General features: G+C 40.6%; 17 protein-coding genes and 1 tRNA gene. 8 read left to right on the top strand and 10 right to left on the bottom strand.

What is annotated here, in order from left to right; genetic code table 11:
* Window positions 1-16: 16 nt before the first annotated feature.
* Window positions 17-292 carry a DUF202 domain-containing protein gene (locus P2G54_RS15625; RefSeq protein ID WP_275872582.1) on the bottom strand — a complete coding sequence of 92 codons (276 nt, stop codon included), beginning with the start codon at window positions 290-292 and terminating at the stop codon, window positions 17-19.
* A gap of 45 nt (window positions 293-337) precedes the next feature.
* Between P2G54_RS15625 and P2G54_RS15620 the strand changes: the two genes are divergently transcribed.
* On the top strand, window positions 338-1,228 hold the full coding sequence (locus P2G54_RS15620) for a DUF3078 domain-containing protein (protein WP_275872483.1): 891 nt from the start codon (window positions 338-340) through the stop codon (window positions 1,226-1,228).
* A 317-nt stretch (window positions 1,229-1,545) separates the two neighbouring features.
* Here the strand turns inward: P2G54_RS15620 and P2G54_RS15615 are convergent.
* Window positions 1,546-1,619: transfer RNA gene (locus tag P2G54_RS15615), tRNA-Arg, on the bottom strand.
* Between the two features lie 14 nt (window positions 1,620-1,633).
* Window positions 1,634-2,848, bottom strand: a complete 1,215-nt coding sequence (gene sucC, locus P2G54_RS15610) for an ADP-forming succinate--CoA ligase subunit beta (protein WP_275872482.1) — start codon at window positions 2,846-2,848, stop codon at window positions 1,634-1,636.
* 139 nt (window positions 2,849-2,987) lie between these two features.
* On the opposite strand from sucC, the gene P2G54_RS15605 reads away from it, so the two are divergent.
* Window positions 2,988-3,638 carry an ABC transporter ATP-binding protein gene (locus P2G54_RS15605; RefSeq protein WP_275872481.1) on the top strand — a complete coding sequence of 217 codons (651 nt, stop codon included), beginning with the start codon at window positions 2,988-2,990 and terminating at the stop codon, window positions 3,636-3,638.
* Here the strand turns inward: P2G54_RS15605 and P2G54_RS15600 are convergent.
* A complete protein-coding gene (locus P2G54_RS15600; RefSeq protein ID WP_275872480.1) occupies window positions 3,635-4,093 on the bottom strand; it encodes a peroxiredoxin in 459 nt (152 codons plus the stop codon). The two genes, P2G54_RS15605 and P2G54_RS15600, sit on opposite strands and share 4 nt — an antisense overlap.
* Before the next feature lie 159 nt (window positions 4,094-4,252).
* Between P2G54_RS15600 and P2G54_RS15595 the strand changes: the two genes are divergently transcribed.
* From P2G54_RS15595 to P2G54_RS15585, 3 genes are all read left to right on the top strand, one after another.
* Entirely contained in the window at window positions 4,253-5,056 is an 804-nt protein-coding gene (locus tag P2G54_RS15595; protein WP_275872581.1) for a DMT family transporter, read from the top strand.
* A 56-nt stretch (window positions 5,057-5,112) separates the two neighbouring features.
* A complete protein-coding gene (locus tag P2G54_RS15590; protein ID WP_275872479.1) occupies window positions 5,113-5,994 on the top strand; it encodes a hypothetical protein in 882 nt (293 codons plus the stop codon).
* A gap of 105 nt (window positions 5,995-6,099) precedes the next feature.
* Complete coding sequence (locus P2G54_RS15585) at window positions 6,100-8,775, top strand: CHAT domain-containing protein (RefSeq protein WP_275872478.1); 2,676 nt, start codon at window positions 6,100-6,102, stop codon at window positions 8,773-8,775.
* Here P2G54_RS15585 and P2G54_RS15580 read toward each other — a convergent pair.
* From P2G54_RS15580 to P2G54_RS15555, 6 genes are all read right to left on the bottom strand, one after another.
* Complete coding sequence (locus P2G54_RS15580) at window positions 8,717-9,769, bottom strand: ABC transporter transmembrane domain-containing protein (protein WP_275872477.1); 1,053 nt, start codon at window positions 9,767-9,769, stop codon at window positions 8,717-8,719. The genes P2G54_RS15585 and P2G54_RS15580 overlap by 59 nt on opposite strands.
* A 19-nt stretch (window positions 9,770-9,788) precedes the next feature.
* Window positions 9,789-10,856 (bottom strand): hypothetical protein, encoded by a 1,068-nt coding sequence (locus P2G54_RS15575; RefSeq protein ID WP_275872476.1) that lies wholly within the window; start codon window positions 10,854-10,856, stop codon window positions 9,789-9,791.
* An 8-nt stretch (window positions 10,857-10,864) separates the two neighbouring features.
* A complete protein-coding gene (locus P2G54_RS15570) occupies window positions 10,865-11,674 on the bottom strand; it encodes a DUF2490 domain-containing protein (protein ID WP_275872475.1) in 810 nt (269 codons plus the stop codon).
* Window positions 11,675-11,803: 129 nt separating this feature from the next.
* Window positions 11,804-12,538, bottom strand: a complete 735-nt coding sequence (locus P2G54_RS15565; RefSeq protein WP_275872474.1) for a hypothetical protein — start codon at window positions 12,536-12,538, stop codon at window positions 11,804-11,806.
* Window positions 12,539-12,653: 115 nt separating this feature from the next.
* Window positions 12,654-13,424 carry a hypothetical protein gene (locus tag P2G54_RS15560; protein WP_275872473.1) on the bottom strand — a complete coding sequence of 257 codons (771 nt, stop codon included), beginning with the start codon at window positions 13,422-13,424 and terminating at the stop codon, window positions 12,654-12,656.
* Window positions 13,417-14,025, bottom strand: a complete 609-nt coding sequence (locus P2G54_RS15555) for a sigma-70 family RNA polymerase sigma factor (protein WP_275872472.1) — start codon at window positions 14,023-14,025, stop codon at window positions 13,417-13,419. The genes P2G54_RS15560 and P2G54_RS15555 overlap by 8 nt, the downstream gene beginning before the upstream one ends.
* A gap of 169 nt (window positions 14,026-14,194) precedes the next feature.
* Here P2G54_RS15555 and P2G54_RS15550 point away from each other — a divergent pair, with 169 nt between their 5' ends.
* Genes P2G54_RS15550 through P2G54_RS15540 form a run of 3 tightly spaced genes read left to right on the top strand, consistent with a single transcriptional unit; the run spans window position 14,195 to window position 16,825 of the window.
* Window positions 14,195-15,688 carry a nicotinate phosphoribosyltransferase gene (locus tag P2G54_RS15550; RefSeq protein ID WP_275872471.1) on the top strand — a complete coding sequence of 498 codons (1,494 nt, stop codon included), beginning with the start codon at window positions 14,195-14,197 and terminating at the stop codon, window positions 15,686-15,688.
* Window positions 15,675-16,307: a bifunctional nicotinamidase/pyrazinamidase gene (gene pncA / locus P2G54_RS15545; protein ID WP_275872470.1), complete on the top strand. Its 633-nt coding sequence runs from the start codon at window positions 15,675-15,677 to the stop codon at window positions 16,305-16,307. Before P2G54_RS15550 ends, pncA begins: the two co-directional genes overlap by 14 nt.
* Before the next feature lie 2 nt (window positions 16,308-16,309).
* Window positions 16,310-16,825 carry an acyl-CoA thioesterase gene (locus P2G54_RS15540; protein ID WP_275872469.1) on the top strand — a complete coding sequence of 172 codons (516 nt, stop codon included), beginning with the start codon at window positions 16,310-16,312 and terminating at the stop codon, window positions 16,823-16,825.
* The last annotated feature ends 141 nt before the right edge of the window (window positions 16,826-16,966 follow it).

The raw sequence follows: 16,966 nt of genomic DNA, 5'->3' as shown, positions 1-16,966 counted from the left end.
GGGATTGAAAAAGGGATTACATTTTTAAATAATGTCCCTTTCTGAGTCTTCTTCTAACTCGGAAATAATTGACAACCCCTACAACCAAGAGTACAATACTGAGCCCAAAGGCCAAATAACCAAGGTCCTGAATTGGATTGAGATTTTCAACCTCAAACAAAGCAGTACCGCTGACTAGAAAATAGAGTGAGGTTCTGATATAGGACAATAAGGTCCGGTCATTTGCCAAGGTTGTTCTTTGTCTGGCTAATAAATCCCGGATAATCAGTTCGTCTTCAGTGTCTTTTTCCATGCTTGTAATTCTGATTTTCATCTAAATTTAAAATACTTAATCCTTATGAAAAGAATCTTATTGCTTTTATCCATTGTAATTTTTTCTGGGAGCATTAAGGCCCAGGAAAATTCGACATCCTCTGATTCGGACACTACCTATTGGCAAAAAGAAACCGCTGGAGGACTCAATTTCAACCAGGCGGCTTTCAGCAGCAACTGGCAAGGTGGGGGTGTGAATTCCGTTGCTTTGGGAATCTATCTAAACGGTCGGGCCAATTACGCCAAAGGAAGTTGGAGTTGGGACAATACCATGGATTTTATCTATGGAGTTGTCAAAAACAAAGGGGAGGAGGGTAGAAAGTCCAATGATCGAATTTATTTGGATTCCAAAGTTGGCTACAAAATCAACGATAAATGGAACTATTTTTTCGCTGCAAACTTCTTGTCTCAGTTTGCTCCAGGTTATGAATTTAGTGATGCGGGAAAGACTTTAATCTCAAAATTTGCCAATCCTGCTTATCTGACTACAGGGGTCGGGATAGAATATAAACCCAATGCAGAATTCAGCCTTCGAATGTCACCTTTTTCTCCTAGATGGACTTTTGTGACTGATACCGAACTTTATTTGAATGTCCCGGATAATTATGGAGTGGAAATCGGGAAAAAGGTGAGAAGTGAATGGTTGGCCTTTAACCTTCTAGCAGACTGGAAAAAACCGCTTGCTGAAAACTTGAGTTTGATGGTTCGTTATCAGATGTATGCGAATTACGAGACCCTTGGGTTTGATACGATTGACCATCGCTTGGATATAGGTTTGACTGCCAAGATCACCAATTTGGTGAATGTTAGTCTCACCAGTTTGAGTATTTACGATATAGATCAGGACGAAAAAATACAATTTAGCCAAGGCTTGGCATTGGGCATTGCATTTAAGCGAAGTACCTTCAAAAAGTGATTAACAAATAAAATCAAATTTTTATTCTGGATTTTGTTTTGTTAATAATTGTATTATTTTTGAATTCATTGTGGTAGTTAAATAATAGTTGGTTTAGTTTTCAAATAAAGGGCAGGGGATTTTCTCCTGCTTTTTTATTTTATTCTTGGAATAATTACATTTTTAAATTCTCTTGCTTTCAGTTTCATTTTTTGGACTGTAAATAAATTGCTTGGTCTTTCCTTTATTTTTTATTCACAGCTTATTATCATAAATGAAAGAATTATTCTCTGGCTCATAAGAAATAAAAAAAGCCCAGACTTTCGTCTGAGCTTTTGTACACGCGGAAGGATTCGAACCCTCAACCCTCGGAGCCGAAATCCGATATTCTATCCAGTTGAACTACGCGTGCCTCAATTATTTGAATTAGCCTTTCAGTACGTTTTGTACTTTCTCTGCTGCTTCTTTCAAGGTGATGGCAGAAAATACCTTCAATCCTGATTCATCAATGATTTTGGCACCTTCTTCAGCATTAGTTCCCTGAAGTCTTACAATGATAGGAACTCTGATGTCTCCGATTGACTTATATGCTTCAACCACACCGTTTGCGATACGGTCACATCTTACGATACCACCGAAAACGTTGATTAGGATTGCTTTTACGTTCGGATCCTGAAGGATGATTCTGAAACCTGCTTCAACAGTGGTAGCATTTGCGCCTCCTCCTACATCCAGGAAGTTGGCAGGCTCACCACCTGAAAGCTTGATCATATCCATGGTAGCCATCGCAAGACCTGCTCCGTTTACCATACAACCTACGTTACCGTCAAGTTTCACATAGTTCAAGCCGGATTTTCCTGCTTCTACTTCCAAAGGATCTTCTTCTGACAAATCTCTCAATTCAGCAAGTTTTGGCTGACGATAAAGCGCATTGTCATCTAGATTAACTTTGGCGTCTACTGCAAGGATCTTGTCGTCTGAGGTTTTCAATACCGGATTGATTTCAAACTGAGAAGAGTCAGTTCCTTCGTAAGCTTTATATAGTGCAGAAATGAATTTCACCATTTCTTTGAATGCAGTGCCACTTAGACCAAGTTTGAAAGCTACTTTTCTCACTTGGAAAGCCTGAAGACCTACCTTAGGGTCGATCCATTCCTTGATGATCTTTTCTGGGTGGTTTTCAGCTACCTCTTCGATGTCCATTCCTCCTTCAGTAGAAGCCATAATAACATTGCTGCCTGTGGCTCTGTCAAGAAGAATAGAGAGATAATATTCTTTTGGTTCTGATTCACCTGGATAATAAACATCCTCAGCGATCAAAACTTTGTTTACTTTTTTGCCTTCTGGTCCCGTCTGGTGTGTTACCAAAGTTCCTCCCAGAATGTTCTGCGCTTTACCTGCCACTTCATCCAGGCCTTTGGCTAAAACCACACCGTTAGATCCGGTTTCTTGGATTTTGCCTTTACCTCTACCTCCAGCGTGAATCTGAGCTTTGATCACATACCAGGAAGTTCCGGTTTGAGCGTTGAGTTTAACAGCTGCTTCGTGTGCGGCCTCAGGAGTGTCGGCTACAATGCCTTCCTGAATTCTAACACCGAAACCTTTCAATACTTCTTTAGCCTGATATTCGTGAATATTCATCCTCTGAAAATTTTTGCACGAAGTTAATCTCTTCATGCCGATAAATCAAACCGACAAAAATCCTTTTTTCCTAAAAAGAGCTGTTATTTCCTGGATTTGAGGGATTTGTTATATTTTTAAAATCAGAAAAAAACTTATTATGCTGAAAGCCAAAGGTATCCATAAATCCTACGGAAAACTTCATGTCCTAAAAGGGGTGGATTTGGAAATAAACAAATCTGAAATTGTTTCTATTGTCGGCTCCTCCGGTGCTGGTAAAAGTACCCTGCTTCATATTTTAGGAACCTTGGACCAACCTGATTCAGGAGAGGTTTTTATGAATGGAACCTCTTTGTTTTCCTTGAAAGGAGACCAGTTGGCGAAATTCAGAAACGAACAGATCGGCTTTATTTTTCAGTTTCATAATTTGCTTCCCGAGTTCACAGCGTTGGAAAACATTCAAATTCCGGCTTTCATCCAAGGAAAAAAGCCGGATCATATTCATAAAAGAGCCCAGGAACTGGCTGAACTATTGGGGATTTCCCATCGATTGGAGCATAAACCCAATTCCTTGTCCGGAGGAGAACAGCAACGTGTGGCGGTAGCAAGAGCCTTGATCAATAATCCTGCTGTAGTTTTTGCAGATGAACCCTCAGGAAATTTAGATACTGCAAATGCGCGCTTGTTGCACGAATTGTTTTTCACACTCCGGAAGGAACTTGGACAGGCCTTTGTAATTGTCACCCATAATGAAGAACTGGCCGAGATGGCGGACCGGAAGGTGATTATGCAGGACGGTAAAATCCTTTAAGCCCCCTTCAACTCTAGTTGAGTAAGCATGGATTTAATATGGGCCTTGGAATCAAGGATTCCTGAATGAACTGCTGCTATTTTTCGGTTTTTGTCAATTAGATAGGTCACCCGTTTGGGCATTTTGATCAGGGGGATCAAAGCATCATAGGCCTTACAAACTTCCCCTTGGGGATCGGAAAGGAGTTCAAATGGAAGACGGTAACTTTTTTTGAATTTTTCGTGTGTGGAAAGGTCATCTCTGCTGACTCCAAATACCGCAATATCCAAATCCCTGAAGGCCGCAAACTGGTCCCGGAATTCACAGGCTTCCGCAGTACATTTTTGAGTGAAATCTTTTGGATAGAAAAATAAGATAAAGGGTTTTCCAAGGTAGTCTTTTGAAAGATCCAAAGTGATTCCGGAGGTTCCTTTCAGACTAAAAACCGGAGCTGATGTGCCAATACTTAATGCCATGTTTAATGATTTTCCATAGAGAACTGTTTTGGGAGCCTTAAGGTTCTGATCTCAGTCAAATGTTTATCAAAGGGCAGAGTAGAACTTTCCCAAGGAGTGTTAACTTTGTGAACTATCACCTCCAATACCACGAATTTGAAAATCAGCAGCGTTCAGTCCATGCTTTTGGCTGGGATTTTTTTTGCATTGATGAATGTGTCTGTCAAGTACATTCCCCATATTCCTGCTATTGAGATTATTCTATTCAGATCGATTTTCAGTTTGATTTTTAGTTATCTGGTACTTAAAAAACAAAAAGTCCCTGTTTTTGGAAATAACAAGAAATTGCTGATTACCCGTGGGATAGTGGGTTCAATAGGCTTGATAACATTCTTTTATACTCTACAAAAAATACCTTTGGCGAGTGCAGTGACGATTCAATATCTCTCTCCCATATTTACGACCATCCTCGGTATTTTTTTGGTGAAGGAGAGGGTAAAGCCCATTCAGTTTTTGTTTTTCGGGATTTCATTTGCCGGAGTTTTGGTTTTACAGGGTTTTGATACACGGGTAAATTTACTTTATGGAAGTATTGGGCTTATATCTGCGTTGTTCTCAGGGCTTGCCTACAATGTCATCAGGAAACTTAAAAACACAGAGCATCCTCTGGTCATCATATTTTATTTTCCTCTGGTTACTTTACCAATTGCAACCTTGATTAGCTACTTTACCTGGGTACAGCCAATGGGCTGGGATTGGTTGATTTTACTTTGGATTGGTATTTGTACACAGACAGCCCAGTACTTCATGACAATTGCTTATCAGAATGCAAATGTGTCCAAAGTGTCTTCTTTGAGCTATTTAGGGATTTTATATGCCCTGTTTTTCGGCTTCCTTTTGTTCGGAGAGACCTTTGGGCTAATGTCTTATGTAGGCATGGGCCTGGTGCTTCTTGGGATTTTATTGAATCTCAGAGAAAAATAAATTCGAGAGTGGTTACAATATTGTGACTGGATTCGACCAATTCAAAAGATTGAGTTATGCGCGTAAAATCCATTTTTTCCCTAGTCTTGGTAGTAGCATCACTAGCAGGGATGTTTTCCTGTTTGGATGAGAAGGAAAAACCTGAAGATGGAATATTTTCAGGACCAGCTGACTGTGCTTTGTTTAGTTACTCTGACACGATTTTCTATATCAACCCAAATCAGAACCAGTTTATTGTTCCGGACAATCCTTTTCAGGGGACTTATACTGCAAGCCCCGAAGGATTGGTTATTGATCCACTTTCCGGAATTATTGATATCAATTCCAGTGAGACTGGATTGAAATACAAAGTTACCTTTACTGCTTCTAATCTGGCCGGCTCCTGCGAAACCTATTTGACTATCGGAGGGGTGAACTATGAAGATAAAATTTATGTCTTGGACCAAAATCAGATTTTAGCAGCCCCTATTTACAATGCTGTACCGGGCTTACCACTTCCTTGCCCGGATGATGATGGGGTGGATGATGGATCTATCGATGATGACAGTTGTGACTTTGATGTCGAAAACCCAACGGGGGAATTATTGGAAGATTTGGGTTTTGAGATTTCAAGCAAAGGAGAGTTTGATCTCCTAACAACTGTTGAGAATGGGACCTTTGGGGAAGTTCCGGTGAATGGGGCTTTTCTGGACGTGGAGCTTTATTATCAATTGCCAGATTTAAGTGCCAATACGCTGAATTCCATTCCATTGCGATTCTTTTATTTTGAAACCATGGATGATATCCCTCAGGAGCTATTGGATGATTTGAATGAAAAAAGTGGGCTGATCAATGAAAATAAAACTGGAAATTCAAATAATTTAAGGCTTTCAAATTACACCCGTCCTGCAGGAAAGCCAAGACCTCCATTCATAGTGATCGTGGCCAGTTTGCAATAAGTGATGGGCTGATCAATTTAATCAAACGTGCCCCATCTTAATAAAATCCAGCTTTTTTGTTTCTTATTTATTTTTCGTTCAGGCCTGCTTTCTGCACAGGACCCTTTGGCAAATTTACGCTTAGCGGATTCCTTGTATTTTTTACCCGAACCAACAGAGGAGCAAGATTGGAAGGCAATAGATTTGTATTCTGAGGTTCTTCACAGTCTTCCCGACAAGGAACATGCCTCTCAATACGTTGAGTCGGCAGAGAGATTGGGGAACCTTTTTTTGGTTTATCAAAAGCTTGAAGAAGCTGCCTCTTCCTATCGAAACGCAATCAGGATATCAAGAGCCTACCAGCTGCCGGATACTTTGATTTACAATAGCCATTTGTATTTAGGAGAAACCTTATTCGGACTTAGCAAACTTGACAGTTCTATCTATCATCTGGAAGAAGCAGAGAGATTACAAGCCCAACTGAATTCTCCGGGACAGCCTGAACGAATGTTCAATGCCTTGGGCGTGTATTATTTCGAAACAGGGAATTACATTCAAAGTATTTCCTATTTTACAAAGGCTGAATCCTTTTTGGGCGATAATGAAGGAGAGTATGAAAAATATGCCCGTTACAGTTTTTTGAGCAATAAAGCTTCGGCCTTATACTATTTAGAGGAGTTTGACAGTGCCCGGGCAATTTACCAGGATCTACTAAAATACAATATTAATACCGACCAGATCAGGACCAATTTGGCGAACACCTATCTGAAACAAAATGCACCTGAAAAGGCTCTGAATGAACTCAAGCAGATCCAACAGGCAGAATCAGGAACTTCCTTGTCCTACTTGAACCTCTTGACAAAAGCTTACCTTCAAAAAGGAGCTCTCTCAGATGTGGAATCTACCTTAAATAAGGCTGAGCAAAAATTGTCAGTTCTGAATTTTAGGAGAAAGAATTATCAGAAAGGGATTCACCTTGGGTTAATGGCTGACTTTTATAAGGAAAAAGGAGAGCTCGAAAAAGCTCTTGAATTGTACCATAAGGCTGTTGTACAGCTTCATCCGGATTTTGAAAGCGAGGATCCTTGGGAAACTCCGGAAGAGTTTGCTTTGGGGATGTCCTCTGTTTCCTTGTTCGAAATGCTGGTAAAGAAAGGAAAGGTTGCTTGGGATCTTTATCAAAAAGACAAGATGGAGGAATGGTTTGAGCTGGGACTTAATACCTTTTCCAGAGCCTTTCAATTGGCGAATTACATCAGTCTTAATTTTGACAATGATGAAGCCAGAATATTTCTTGGTGATCAAGTACTCGATGCCTATAGTTTTGGAATTGACAGATTGTATGATTTCAGTCTGGCACAGAGTAGGAGAGAGCTAATGGAAAAAGCCTTTGCATGGGCAGAAGAAAGCAAGTCCAGTGCCCTAAGACTAGGCGCTATTAAAAATTTGACAAAAAGAAGCGCAGGTATTCCGAGGGAACTACTTCAGCAGGAACAAAATTTACTGTTTTCAATTTCTAGAAATTACCAGCAACAATACATTACAGAGAGTCCGGAAGCAATGGACGCATTGGCCTCTGAGTACAATGATTTACAGGTTGCGCTTTCCCGTCTTCGCGAAAGATTCAAGGAATACACAGGTACAGACTATATTCCCAAGGAGTTTTCTCTAAAGGAATTTCAGGCAAATCTGGATTCAAATACTGGAGTGCTCTCTCTTTTTCAAAGTGAAACAAAACTCTATGTTTTCTGGGTGGGGCATAAAAATTTTGATCTTAATGTGATTCCCCTCGAACAAATAGAATTTGATAAACTCAATGAATGGAGAAAAGAAATCCAAAACCCTGTTTCGGGAAATAGGTATATTTCCCCGGAATTTTTAGAGAATTTTTCCAGACACCTGCTTGGTCAGTTTAGGGGAAGGATGGATGATGTAGGTCAGCTGCTAATCGTCCCACATGGACTGTTTTCTTCATTTCCATTTGAATTGCTTCCTATGGAGGACAGGTATTTGCTTGAAGAGTGGCCCATTGGATATGAGTATTCCGCGTTGATGGTCCGAATTGAAGAGCGTAGAGACTGGCACCCGGATCAGGTTTTGGCATTTGCTCCTTTTTTGGAACCCGGTATTGGTTCGGATTATGGACTGTCTGACCTTCCAGGATCCGAATTAGAGCTGTCTGTATTTTCTGGTGAAAAATTGAAAGGAAGGGATGCGAGTCTTCCATCATTTATCCAAAAGGCACCGAAAGCCCGTTTTATCCATTTGGCAACTCATGCTGTAGCCTCGTCCAATGACCCGAATGCTGCTTTTATCGCATTTTATCCGGAAAGCTCTGACTTCAGGCTTTTTTCTCAGGAACTCAGTTTCCAGATTTTGGACAAGACGGAACTGGTTTTCTTAAGTGCCTGTGAAACAGGCTCAGGGCAATTGAGCAAAAGTGAGGGGTTGATTAGTTTGGCGAGAAGCTTTTTCCTTGCTGGATCCGAACAGCTTGTAACTTCCCTTTGGGTATCAGAGGATCAGGCCTCGGCATATATTTCTTCAAGATTTTACCATCATTTGGATGAAGGTAAAAGTTACGCCAAGGCACTTCAGTTGGCCAAGATTGACCTTTTGAGTGACCCCGCCATGGCGCAATATTCCCATCCTTCTTTTTGGGCAAACTTCATTTTGATTGGACCCCCTCAGGAAATGACCCTCTGGGATGCCTTTCAGAGAATTCCTCTTTTTGTTATGGTTATTATTGGAGGGGTAGTGATCTTGTTTTTGGGCTGGATTCGTCTGAGGAGACAGACCTAATTACTGTTTTTTTTCTCATCAGACGTTCTGCTTTTTCCAAAGACAACAGACCTTTGGTGATTAAATTCGGTGCTTTGATCAAATTTCGGAATGCCGGAACCATGGCGCCAACTACTAATAGAAAAGCCAATAATTCACCGGGACTTCCTTTAGAATCTGGGAATAGGGTTATGCTGAGGAGGAGACTCAAAATTAAGGTAGGTCCGATGATACTTACCAATGCCAACCGCTTGCTTTCAATATTTTGGTAGTTTAGACTGGCATTTAAGTTGGACCGGTTTCTACTCCTGAAATTCCGTATTACTCTGTTTTTCTTTTCCTCTGAAGTCAGTGAACTGTGTTTGGCAAAGGCGTCCGTCACGAAATTGAGCAGTTGGCTTTTCCTTTTCCGTTTTTCGACAATCAGAGGCTCTTGCATTTTATCCAGAATGAAAACCAAGGGGACAATAAGTGCTGTTCCTACAAGAAGTACTAGACTCCAAGTTGGGTTGAGGTAAATCAGAAGGAAAATACCCGTTCCTACAAATAAACTTTCCTTGATTCCCCTGTGAATTCCATTGACGAGCATGGTTCGAATGGACTGGAGATCACCCGAATATCGTAACAGATATTTTCCAAATGGAACGGACTGAAACAACTCGGGAGTCCAAAAAATCTGTTTACGAAACAGCCTTCGAATCAAGTCAGCACTGAATCGCTCAGCTTTCACCTGAATACCTATTCGTTCAAAATACTGAAGGCCGAGTTTCAGTAAAATAACCAAGGCCATGGCAATATAAAACTGATTGAGGGTGCTGATCTCGATCCCAAAACTGGACAGGAGTCTGGATTTGCTGATTCCTTCCTTATACATCAGGTCAAAAAACCAACCAGTCATGAGACTTAGGAAAAAAGTACATACACTTGCAGCCCATCCTAGGAAGATCAATAGAATGAGAGGAACCTTTTGGTCTTGCCAATACCTTCTCAGTGTTCTGTTTTTTACCCATCTCATAGCATCCATTTTTTCTAGGTTAGGCTAGAAGTAAGTTTGTTTGGGTAGTACAGACCGGCCAATTGCCTTCCTCTAAGTCCTCAAGTGTGAAAATAGGCAAGAACATTTCATTTTCTTTATCCAAAAGATATTCTTTTACCTCCGTAATCAACAAAGAACTCGCTGTAAAAAGCCCGGAAAGAGCCGAAGGCATAATTCCCAATTTCTTCAAAGTGGATACGCCTTGCACAGCAGATAAACTGTCTGCTGCAGAAAAAACCAATTGGTGGATCCCGCTGGTAAACATCTGATTGTTGAGAAGCATTTTGGTTTCACGCTGAAATAAGCCGTCGGCAATTTCTATGATTACATAATCTGGAGAGTAAACCAATACATCTCTCAGCAAACTTTCATAGAGGTTTAAAATCTCTTGCTCGCTGCATAGAAAGGTGGAAGGATACCCGTATTTTGAAAAATCAATGGATTGGTTCGCTCCCATATCGTAGGCAAGGTTTTTATCCTTTGGGTACGCTGTTCCCGTAAGTTTGATATAGGAGGCTTTATAGCCTTTTTTTCTTAACCCATGGATTAAATAAGCGGCTGTAGTGGTTTTTCCACTGTCCATAGAGCTTCCCAACGACAAAATTACTCTGGTCTGAAGGGCTCCTTTTCCTGAAAAGGGGATCAGGTTTTCTTTTTTGGAGTTGATGCTATTGGAGATATTTCCGTCCCTGTCCGCATATAAGCCAATCATTTTGAGCCGTGTAGGGCCTATTTCATCGTATTTACTATGCATGGTTTTTACGACTCCTATCACTCCTCCGCCTCCCAGCATATGATACTCCTCTTGTAGGCTTTCCGGTACATATCCTTCAAATTGGTTCGTAGCATAACGGTTGCCAAAAGCCCCCATGATCAAGTCTCCCTTCACCAAAGTCATATTTCTTCCTGCAGTTTGGATCATGCTGTGCTTTCCAATTTCCAGGACTTCGAAAAGCCCTATATCTCCAGCCTTAAAGCAATAATCAGCTGGAATTTGGTTTTGTTCTAGTAAGGATTCCGGATGGATTCCATGACAAATCATTCCGATTTTGATTCTTGTTTTCATATGGATTGTTAAAAATTAATGGGTAATAAACTGTCTTTGTTTTTTCCTTTGAGCTGATAGCTCAGAGATAGACCCACAACATGGTAGTTGTTGAAAGGCCTTTGGATTCTGTTTGAATCCATGTTGAGTACATTGATTTTGTTGGTTTCAGAAACAGCAAGATTGAATTCCTGCTGATTCATGTAGTAAACCGATAGGCGGATAGGGTCACTGAGTATGAAATTGAAATTGACCAAGGCTCGGCCTCTGTGAAATCCATTGGAGGGTTTTTGGGTGATCACTTCTCCGGAACTGGAATAGTAGGTAATTGGATCTCCTCCTATGTTGTAAAATAGGCTATAACTAAATGAAGGGGCGACTTTTAGGAATTTCAATCTTTTCCTGAACCCCAGCCTTGACATTAAAATGATCCGCTGGTCGTATCTGCTTTCTTCCCGATTATGGGTTTCAAGTTGAATTCCATTTTTCAAAGTCAACCGTCTGTTCAGTCTGCTGGAGTGAAAGACGTTTGCAAATACTCTGTTGGTGACATTTCCGGAAGGGGTACTCATCCAGATTGTCCCCGCACGGGTGCTCCAGGTTCTGTTGAACCTATAGGAAAGCCGGAATTGATACCAGTTGAAGTTGTTTTCAAAAGACCCATTGGTCAGATCTGTAGAGCGGAGATAGGCAATCCGTCCATCCAGATTTTTTGTCAATGGTAATCCTAGGCTTAAGGTATTCCAGACCCTCCATTCATCTTGAGCAAAACTCCTGATTGGGGAAAGGATAAGTAGGAATAGGAAGGTTGAGAAATATAGAATGGGTGACTTTCGCATGGTTGTTTATTTGAAATCACCTATAAGTCGGAGCTCGTCAGCGATATGTAACTATAGATTTAGAAAAAAACATAAAAAAAGTCCCGAAACCTCAGATTCCGGGACTATGCATAAGGAAGCTTTTCAAGCTTATTTTATTTTAAACTCTATTTCACTGGAGTTTTTGATGAATTCAACAACTTGCTGGTAAATATCGGTATTGACGTCTTTGCTGATTAATAGGGTGCCATCAGTCAACTCTGCATTTTCCAGGACCTCTGTTGGGATGCTGTTGAACCAAGCCAGAGCATCAATTTGAAGAAGTGCCAATGGATTGCTAACAGCATCTATGAAGAACAAGGCATCATCATCCTCGGCCTCAAGTTCGACTTCAAAGTCAAATTCTTCATCATCATTTCCGAAAACTTGAAGCCTAAATGGAACTGAACTTCCATCTTGTTTATTGAATGTGCCATCCAATTGTATACTTGGCTCGTTTTTGTTGTCAATTAGATCAATCTCAACTTCTATTTCTTCATAGTTCCCTGCCGGAATATTGATGAAAAAGTCTGCCCCAGGATCCAATTCATTGAACTCGATCTTTTTGATTTCAGGGAATTTATATTCCAGTTCTCTTTCAAATATTCCATTTTCATCCTCTCCCTCAGTTTCAAGTTCAAGTTTCTTGATTTGGATAAATCCTGAAGTGATATCTAATCCGGTTTCCAGAAGTCTTGCTCCAGGACTGGTAGTTTGTCCGATTTTTACGCCGACTCCGATTTTGACTTCTCCTTCTCCGAGTACGTTTGGATCTGATTCCTCAGTACATGAAAATAAGGTACTTACAGCAATTGCAAAAAGGGGTAGTTTAAAATATGTTTTCATGGGTTTTAAAGGTTTTATTTCTTGGTCGAAACACGAAAGATAATTGTAACCTATAAAATGAAAAAAAGTAAAAAAAAGCTCGAAAAGAGCTTTTAAAGGTGATTAAGATATTAAATCAAGATTTCATTTTCAGGATCTTGAGTTTCCATAACATCAATTTGGAGACATTTTTATGGTAAGTGTGCTGCTGGTCATCGAGAATTTTTTCAATTCTTATTTGGGCATTATCAAAATCTCCTTCGTCTAGATAAGTCTTGGCAAGATAGTAGTCAATTTCATCTGAAAACGCGTTTTGATTCAGTTTGGAATTGCTTTCCTCAATCTCCAAGAGTAAGGAGGTGGCATTTTCAGGTTGGTTCAATTCCAAAGAGGACATGGCCAAAAGGAATTTGCCTTTGGGTTCAAGTCCGGCTGAATTTTCTCCCAGATTCAATACTTCACTGTAATTTCCTTCTCTATAAGCCTGTTCCATCATGGAAAGGGAGTTTTCACCGGCTCTAAGTACCGGGGTTGAATATCTCAGATCAAATTCAGATTCCAGTGAAGAGGGGTTGGTTGAAAGAAACAGAACCGCAAAGGCACCTACCAAAATAAGCGCAAAAGAGGCTGCTATTCTGCTCATCCAAAGTGTGATGTTTTTCCCTGTTCTGACTTGGAAAGGGGTTTTGCTTTCAGAACGATCCTGAAGATATTCTTTTTGTGTGGCTTTGATGAGCTCTTTCCATCCGCTTGCTTCGGCACCCTTACTGCTCAATTTTAGAATTTCCAAGTCGGTTTTAAGCTCAGGGTTTTGCTCCAATTCCCTTTCCAGAAGCGTGCTTTCCTCGGCATTTAATTGCCCATATAGGTAACGCTCCAGTTGCTCCAAATCAAATGTATTACTCATGTCGTAATGCTTTTTGCAAGTTTTTATAAATCTCCGGCGAGGATTTTACTGACTCATTCAATGTCTTTAAACATTTGTATTTTTTGTTTCTTAGTACCTGCTCAGAACTGAAATCCAATTTTTGGCAGATTTCCTTCATAGGTAGTTCCTCGTAATAAAACAGCTTCAGAATCTGTTTACACTGTTCTCCCAAGCGGTCGAACAGATCCATTACATAATTCAGGCTTTCCTGTTTTGCGATGGCTTTGGTGACATCCTCATCTGTCTCTTCCGAATTAGAATGAAAAATTCCTTGTCTGTTCAGAGTACTTTTTCTCTTTCTTAACTCTGTGATCCACAGATTCCTGCAAATGCTGTAAAGGATTGACTTAATGCTCGATTCACCCCTGAACTTTGCATCGCTGACCATTTTCACAAAGACCAACATCACCTCCTGGATCAGGTCTGCAGCTTCTTCATGGCTACCTGAGTTTTGAAGAATATAATTTTCCAACATCCCATAGTGCTCCTGATATAATTGGCGGATTGCGGTATTCTGATCTTTCTTTTTACTGATTTTTTCGATCAATTCCTGATCGCTAAAACTTTTGGCTAGCCTCATTGCTAATTCACTATTGGGTCGATACAAAGCCTAAAAATGTAACTACAATATCCAAAAATCTTTTGAAAAGGCGCATAAAATTGAAATCGCTCCTTTTCATCAAAAGAAATTTAATTTTCCTCGTTTCAGGACTAAGGCTGTTTTACCTTTAAGTTCAAATTTGGATGTTATGAGAATCACCAAGGATCTTTACCGTGGCAGTCTGGCTTTGTTGACTGATTTTTACCAGTTAACGATGGCTTATGGCTATTGGAAATCGGGAAAAGCAGAGCAGGAAGTAGTATTCAATTTGTTTTTTAGGAAGCATCCCTTTCATGGAGGTTTTACTTTGGCGGCAGGATTGGAATATGTGGTGGACTATTGCCGGAATTTCAGATTCACTAAGGATGATCTGGAGTACTTGAGAACTATGAAAGGGAAAGAGGGAGAACAGTTGTTTGAGGAGGAGTTTTTGAAGTACCTCGAGCAGATGAAGTTTTCCTGTGATGTGGATGCTGTAGAAGAAGGAACAGCGGTATTTCCAAATATGCCCTTAATTCGGGTAAAAGGCCCTTTGATTCAGTGTCAGCTTCTCGAAACCCCTTTTTTGAACATCACTAACTTCCAAACTTTGATTGCTACCAAGGCAGCCAGAATCAATCTGGCAGCACACGGAGAACCTATATTGGAATTTGGTCTAAGAAGGGCTCAGGGAATAGATGGGGCTTTGGCCGCCAGCCGGGCTTCTTACCTTGGAGGATGTTCCTCTACCAGCAATGTATTGGCTGGAAAGCTTTTTGGAATTCCAGTTTCAGGAACTCATGCCCATAGTTGGATTATGTCATTTGAAACGGAATTAAAGGCTTTTGAAGCATATGCTGAGGTTTTTCCTGACCATTGTATTTTCTTGGTTGATACCTATGATACCATCAATGGAATTCGAAATGCGATCAAAGTGGGTAAAATTCTTAGAGAAAAAGGCAAGGAGATGATCGGGATTAGAATTGACTCCGGGGACTTGGCCTATTTTTCAAATCAAGCCCGAATCATGTTGGATGAGGCAGGATTTCCTGATGCAAAAGTCGTGGCCTCAGGAGATTTGGATGAGTATTTAATCGATTCATTGGAAGGACAGGAAGCGAGCATAGATATCTGGGGCGTGGGGACCAAACTGGTGACGGCTTTTGATCAGCCCGCATTGGGAGCTGTTTATAAACTTTCTGCGGTTAGAAATGAAAATGGGGAATGGGAGCCCAAGTTGAAACTTTCCGAACAATCCCTAAAAATCAATATCCCGGGTTATCATACTGTAAAGCGGTATTATTCCAAAGGTAAAGCAGTGGCCGATATGATCTATTTGGAAGGGGCTAAGATCAACCCCAGGGGAGTGGTGATCATTGATCCCAATGACCAAACTAAAAGAAAACGCCTGATGCCGGAATTTTATCAGGAGGAGAACCTTTTGATTCCGATTTTTAGAAAAGGAAAGATGGTGTATAAGTTACCGGATCTGGAAAAAATAAAGGAAAGAGCCAACAAACAAATTGAAGCTTTGGATAAAACCCACAAGCGATTTGTCAATCCCCATATTTACCCTGTGGGATTAGAGGAAAATCTCCATCACCTGAGAATGGATCTGGTTATGAAAGCAAAGAAATTTGACGAGGAAAATGGAAAATCATAAAAAGGCCCTTGTTTTGGTGGATATCCAAAACGATTTCATTCCAGGTGGGGCATTGGCGGTCAACAGAGGCGATGAGATTATTCCAATTGTGAATATGTTGCAGAAGAAGTTTGAATTAATAGTAGCCACTCAAGATTGGCATCCCGCAAACCACAAAAGTTTTGCTTCCAATCACCCCGGAAAGAAACCCGGGGAAGTGATTGACTTGAATGGTTTGCCTCAAGTCCTCTGGCCAGACCACTGCATTCAAGGTTCGGTGGGGGCTGAATTTCATAAAGACCTACAGAAGGATAAATGGACGGCAATTTTTCAAAAAGGGAAAAATCCAGAAGTAGATTCCTACTCGGGTTTTTTTGACAATGCCCGTCGAGGAGATACCGGCTTGGGAACCTATCTAAAAGAAAAAGGGGTGGACCAAGTTTATATATGTGGCCTGGCCTTGGATTACTGTGTGAAGTTCACAGCTTTGGATTCGAAGAGTTTGGGTTTTGATACAGTGTTGGTTACAGATGCTACCCGTGCGGTCAATTTAAACCCAGAAGATGGGAATCTATCCATCCAGGAATTGCAAAATGCAGGGGTAAAAACACTGACAAGTGATTCAATTTTAAATCAATAAGTATGTTTGAATACAATCCCGAGAAACACTATCCACAGGAAACGGAAAGCCGTGTGGTTATCCGGTTTCAGGACTGTGATCCCTTGCGGCATCTGAACAATGCCAAGTATTTCGATTACTTTTTCAATGCGAGAGAAGACCAGGTTCCTAAATTGTATGGATTGGAAATGATAGACCTCATCCGAACCTACCAATCGGCATGGGTGATTTACAATCATAATATCAGCTATGTAAAGCCGGCCATGGTGGGGGAATGGGTTCGTATTATGAGCCGGATTATCTGGCATAATCACAATACCATTCTTGTGGAATATTACATGACAGATGATTCAAAAACCCAACTGAAAACTTTGCTTTGGTCAACCATGCGTTTTGTGACTTTGGCTGAAGGAAAGTCCACTGACCATCAGGGTGCTGTACTTGATTTCTTAAAAGCAACTTCTTTGAACCTGGACATTTCCAAAATGGATATGAAGGAAAGAGTGAAATCCCTGTCTATGCATCTAAAGCAGTTATGAACTTTCTCTGGTATTTGTGTCAATACGAACAAGACCTGTACAATAGTGTACAGGTCTTTTTTTTATGGCATACCATAACTTTCACTTTGAATATTTTTTTGAAAATTAATTTTCCTAAACTGACACAATAAGGCGCAACCT

Source organism: Algoriphagus sp. CAU 1675, from assembly GCF_029222925.1.
Lineage (GTDB): Bacteria > Bacteroidota > Bacteroidia > Cytophagales > Cyclobacteriaceae > Algoriphagus.
Note: the sequence above shows the minus strand (reverse complement) of the source record. Positions and strands in the feature narration are given on the sequence as shown.

Excerpts from the sequence above, each read along its gene's own strand:
- P2G54_RS15555 (WP_275872472.1), bottom strand. The coding sequence starts at position 14,025 with ATGAGGCTAGCCAAAAGTTTTAGCGATCAGGAATTGATCGAAAAAATC.
- P2G54_RS15575 (WP_275872476.1), bottom strand. The coding sequence starts at position 10,856 with ATGAAAACAAGAATCAAAATCGGAATGATTTGTCATGGAATCCATCCG.
- P2G54_RS15600 (WP_275872480.1), bottom strand. The coding sequence starts at position 4,093 with ATGGCATTAAGTATTGGCACATCAGCTCCGGTTTTTAGTCTGAAAGGA.
- P2G54_RS15590 (WP_275872479.1), top strand. The coding sequence starts at position 5,113 with ATGCGCGTAAAATCCATTTTTTCCCTAGTCTTGGTAGTAGCATCACTA.
- P2G54_RS15550 (WP_275872471.1), top strand. The coding sequence starts at position 14,195 with ATGAGAATCACCAAGGATCTTTACCGTGGCAGTCTGGCTTTGTTGACT.
- pncA (WP_275872470.1), top strand. The coding sequence starts at position 15,675 with ATGGAAAATCATAAAAAGGCCCTTGTTTTGGTGGATATCCAAAACGAT.
- P2G54_RS15605 (WP_275872481.1), top strand. The coding sequence starts at position 2,988 with ATGCTGAAAGCCAAAGGTATCCATAAATCCTACGGAAAACTTCATGTC.
- P2G54_RS15540 (WP_275872469.1), top strand. The coding sequence starts at position 16,310 with ATGTTTGAATACAATCCCGAGAAACACTATCCACAGGAAACGGAAAGC.
- P2G54_RS15580 (WP_275872477.1), bottom strand. The coding sequence starts at position 9,769 with ATGAGATGGGTAAAAAACAGAACACTGAGAAGGTATTGGCAAGACCAA.
- P2G54_RS15620 (WP_275872483.1), top strand. The coding sequence starts at position 338 with ATGAAAAGAATCTTATTGCTTTTATCCATTGTAATTTTTTCTGGGAGC.
- P2G54_RS15565 (WP_275872474.1), bottom strand. The coding sequence starts at position 12,538 with ATGAAAACATATTTTAAACTACCCCTTTTTGCAATTGCTGTAAGTACC.
- P2G54_RS15560 (WP_275872473.1), bottom strand. The coding sequence starts at position 13,424 with ATGAGTAATACATTTGATTTGGAGCAACTGGAGCGTTACCTATATGGG.
- P2G54_RS15570 (WP_275872475.1), bottom strand. The coding sequence starts at position 11,674 with ATGCGAAAGTCACCCATTCTATATTTCTCAACCTTCCTATTCCTACTT.
- P2G54_RS15595 (WP_275872581.1), top strand. The coding sequence starts at position 4,253 with ATGCTTTTGGCTGGGATTTTTTTTGCATTGATGAATGTGTCTGTCAAG.
- sucC (WP_275872482.1), bottom strand. The coding sequence starts at position 2,848 with ATGAATATTCACGAATATCAGGCTAAAGAAGTATTGAAAGGTTTCGGT.
- P2G54_RS15625 (WP_275872582.1), bottom strand. The coding sequence starts at position 292 with ATGGAAAAAGACACTGAAGACGAACTGATTATCCGGGATTTATTAGCC.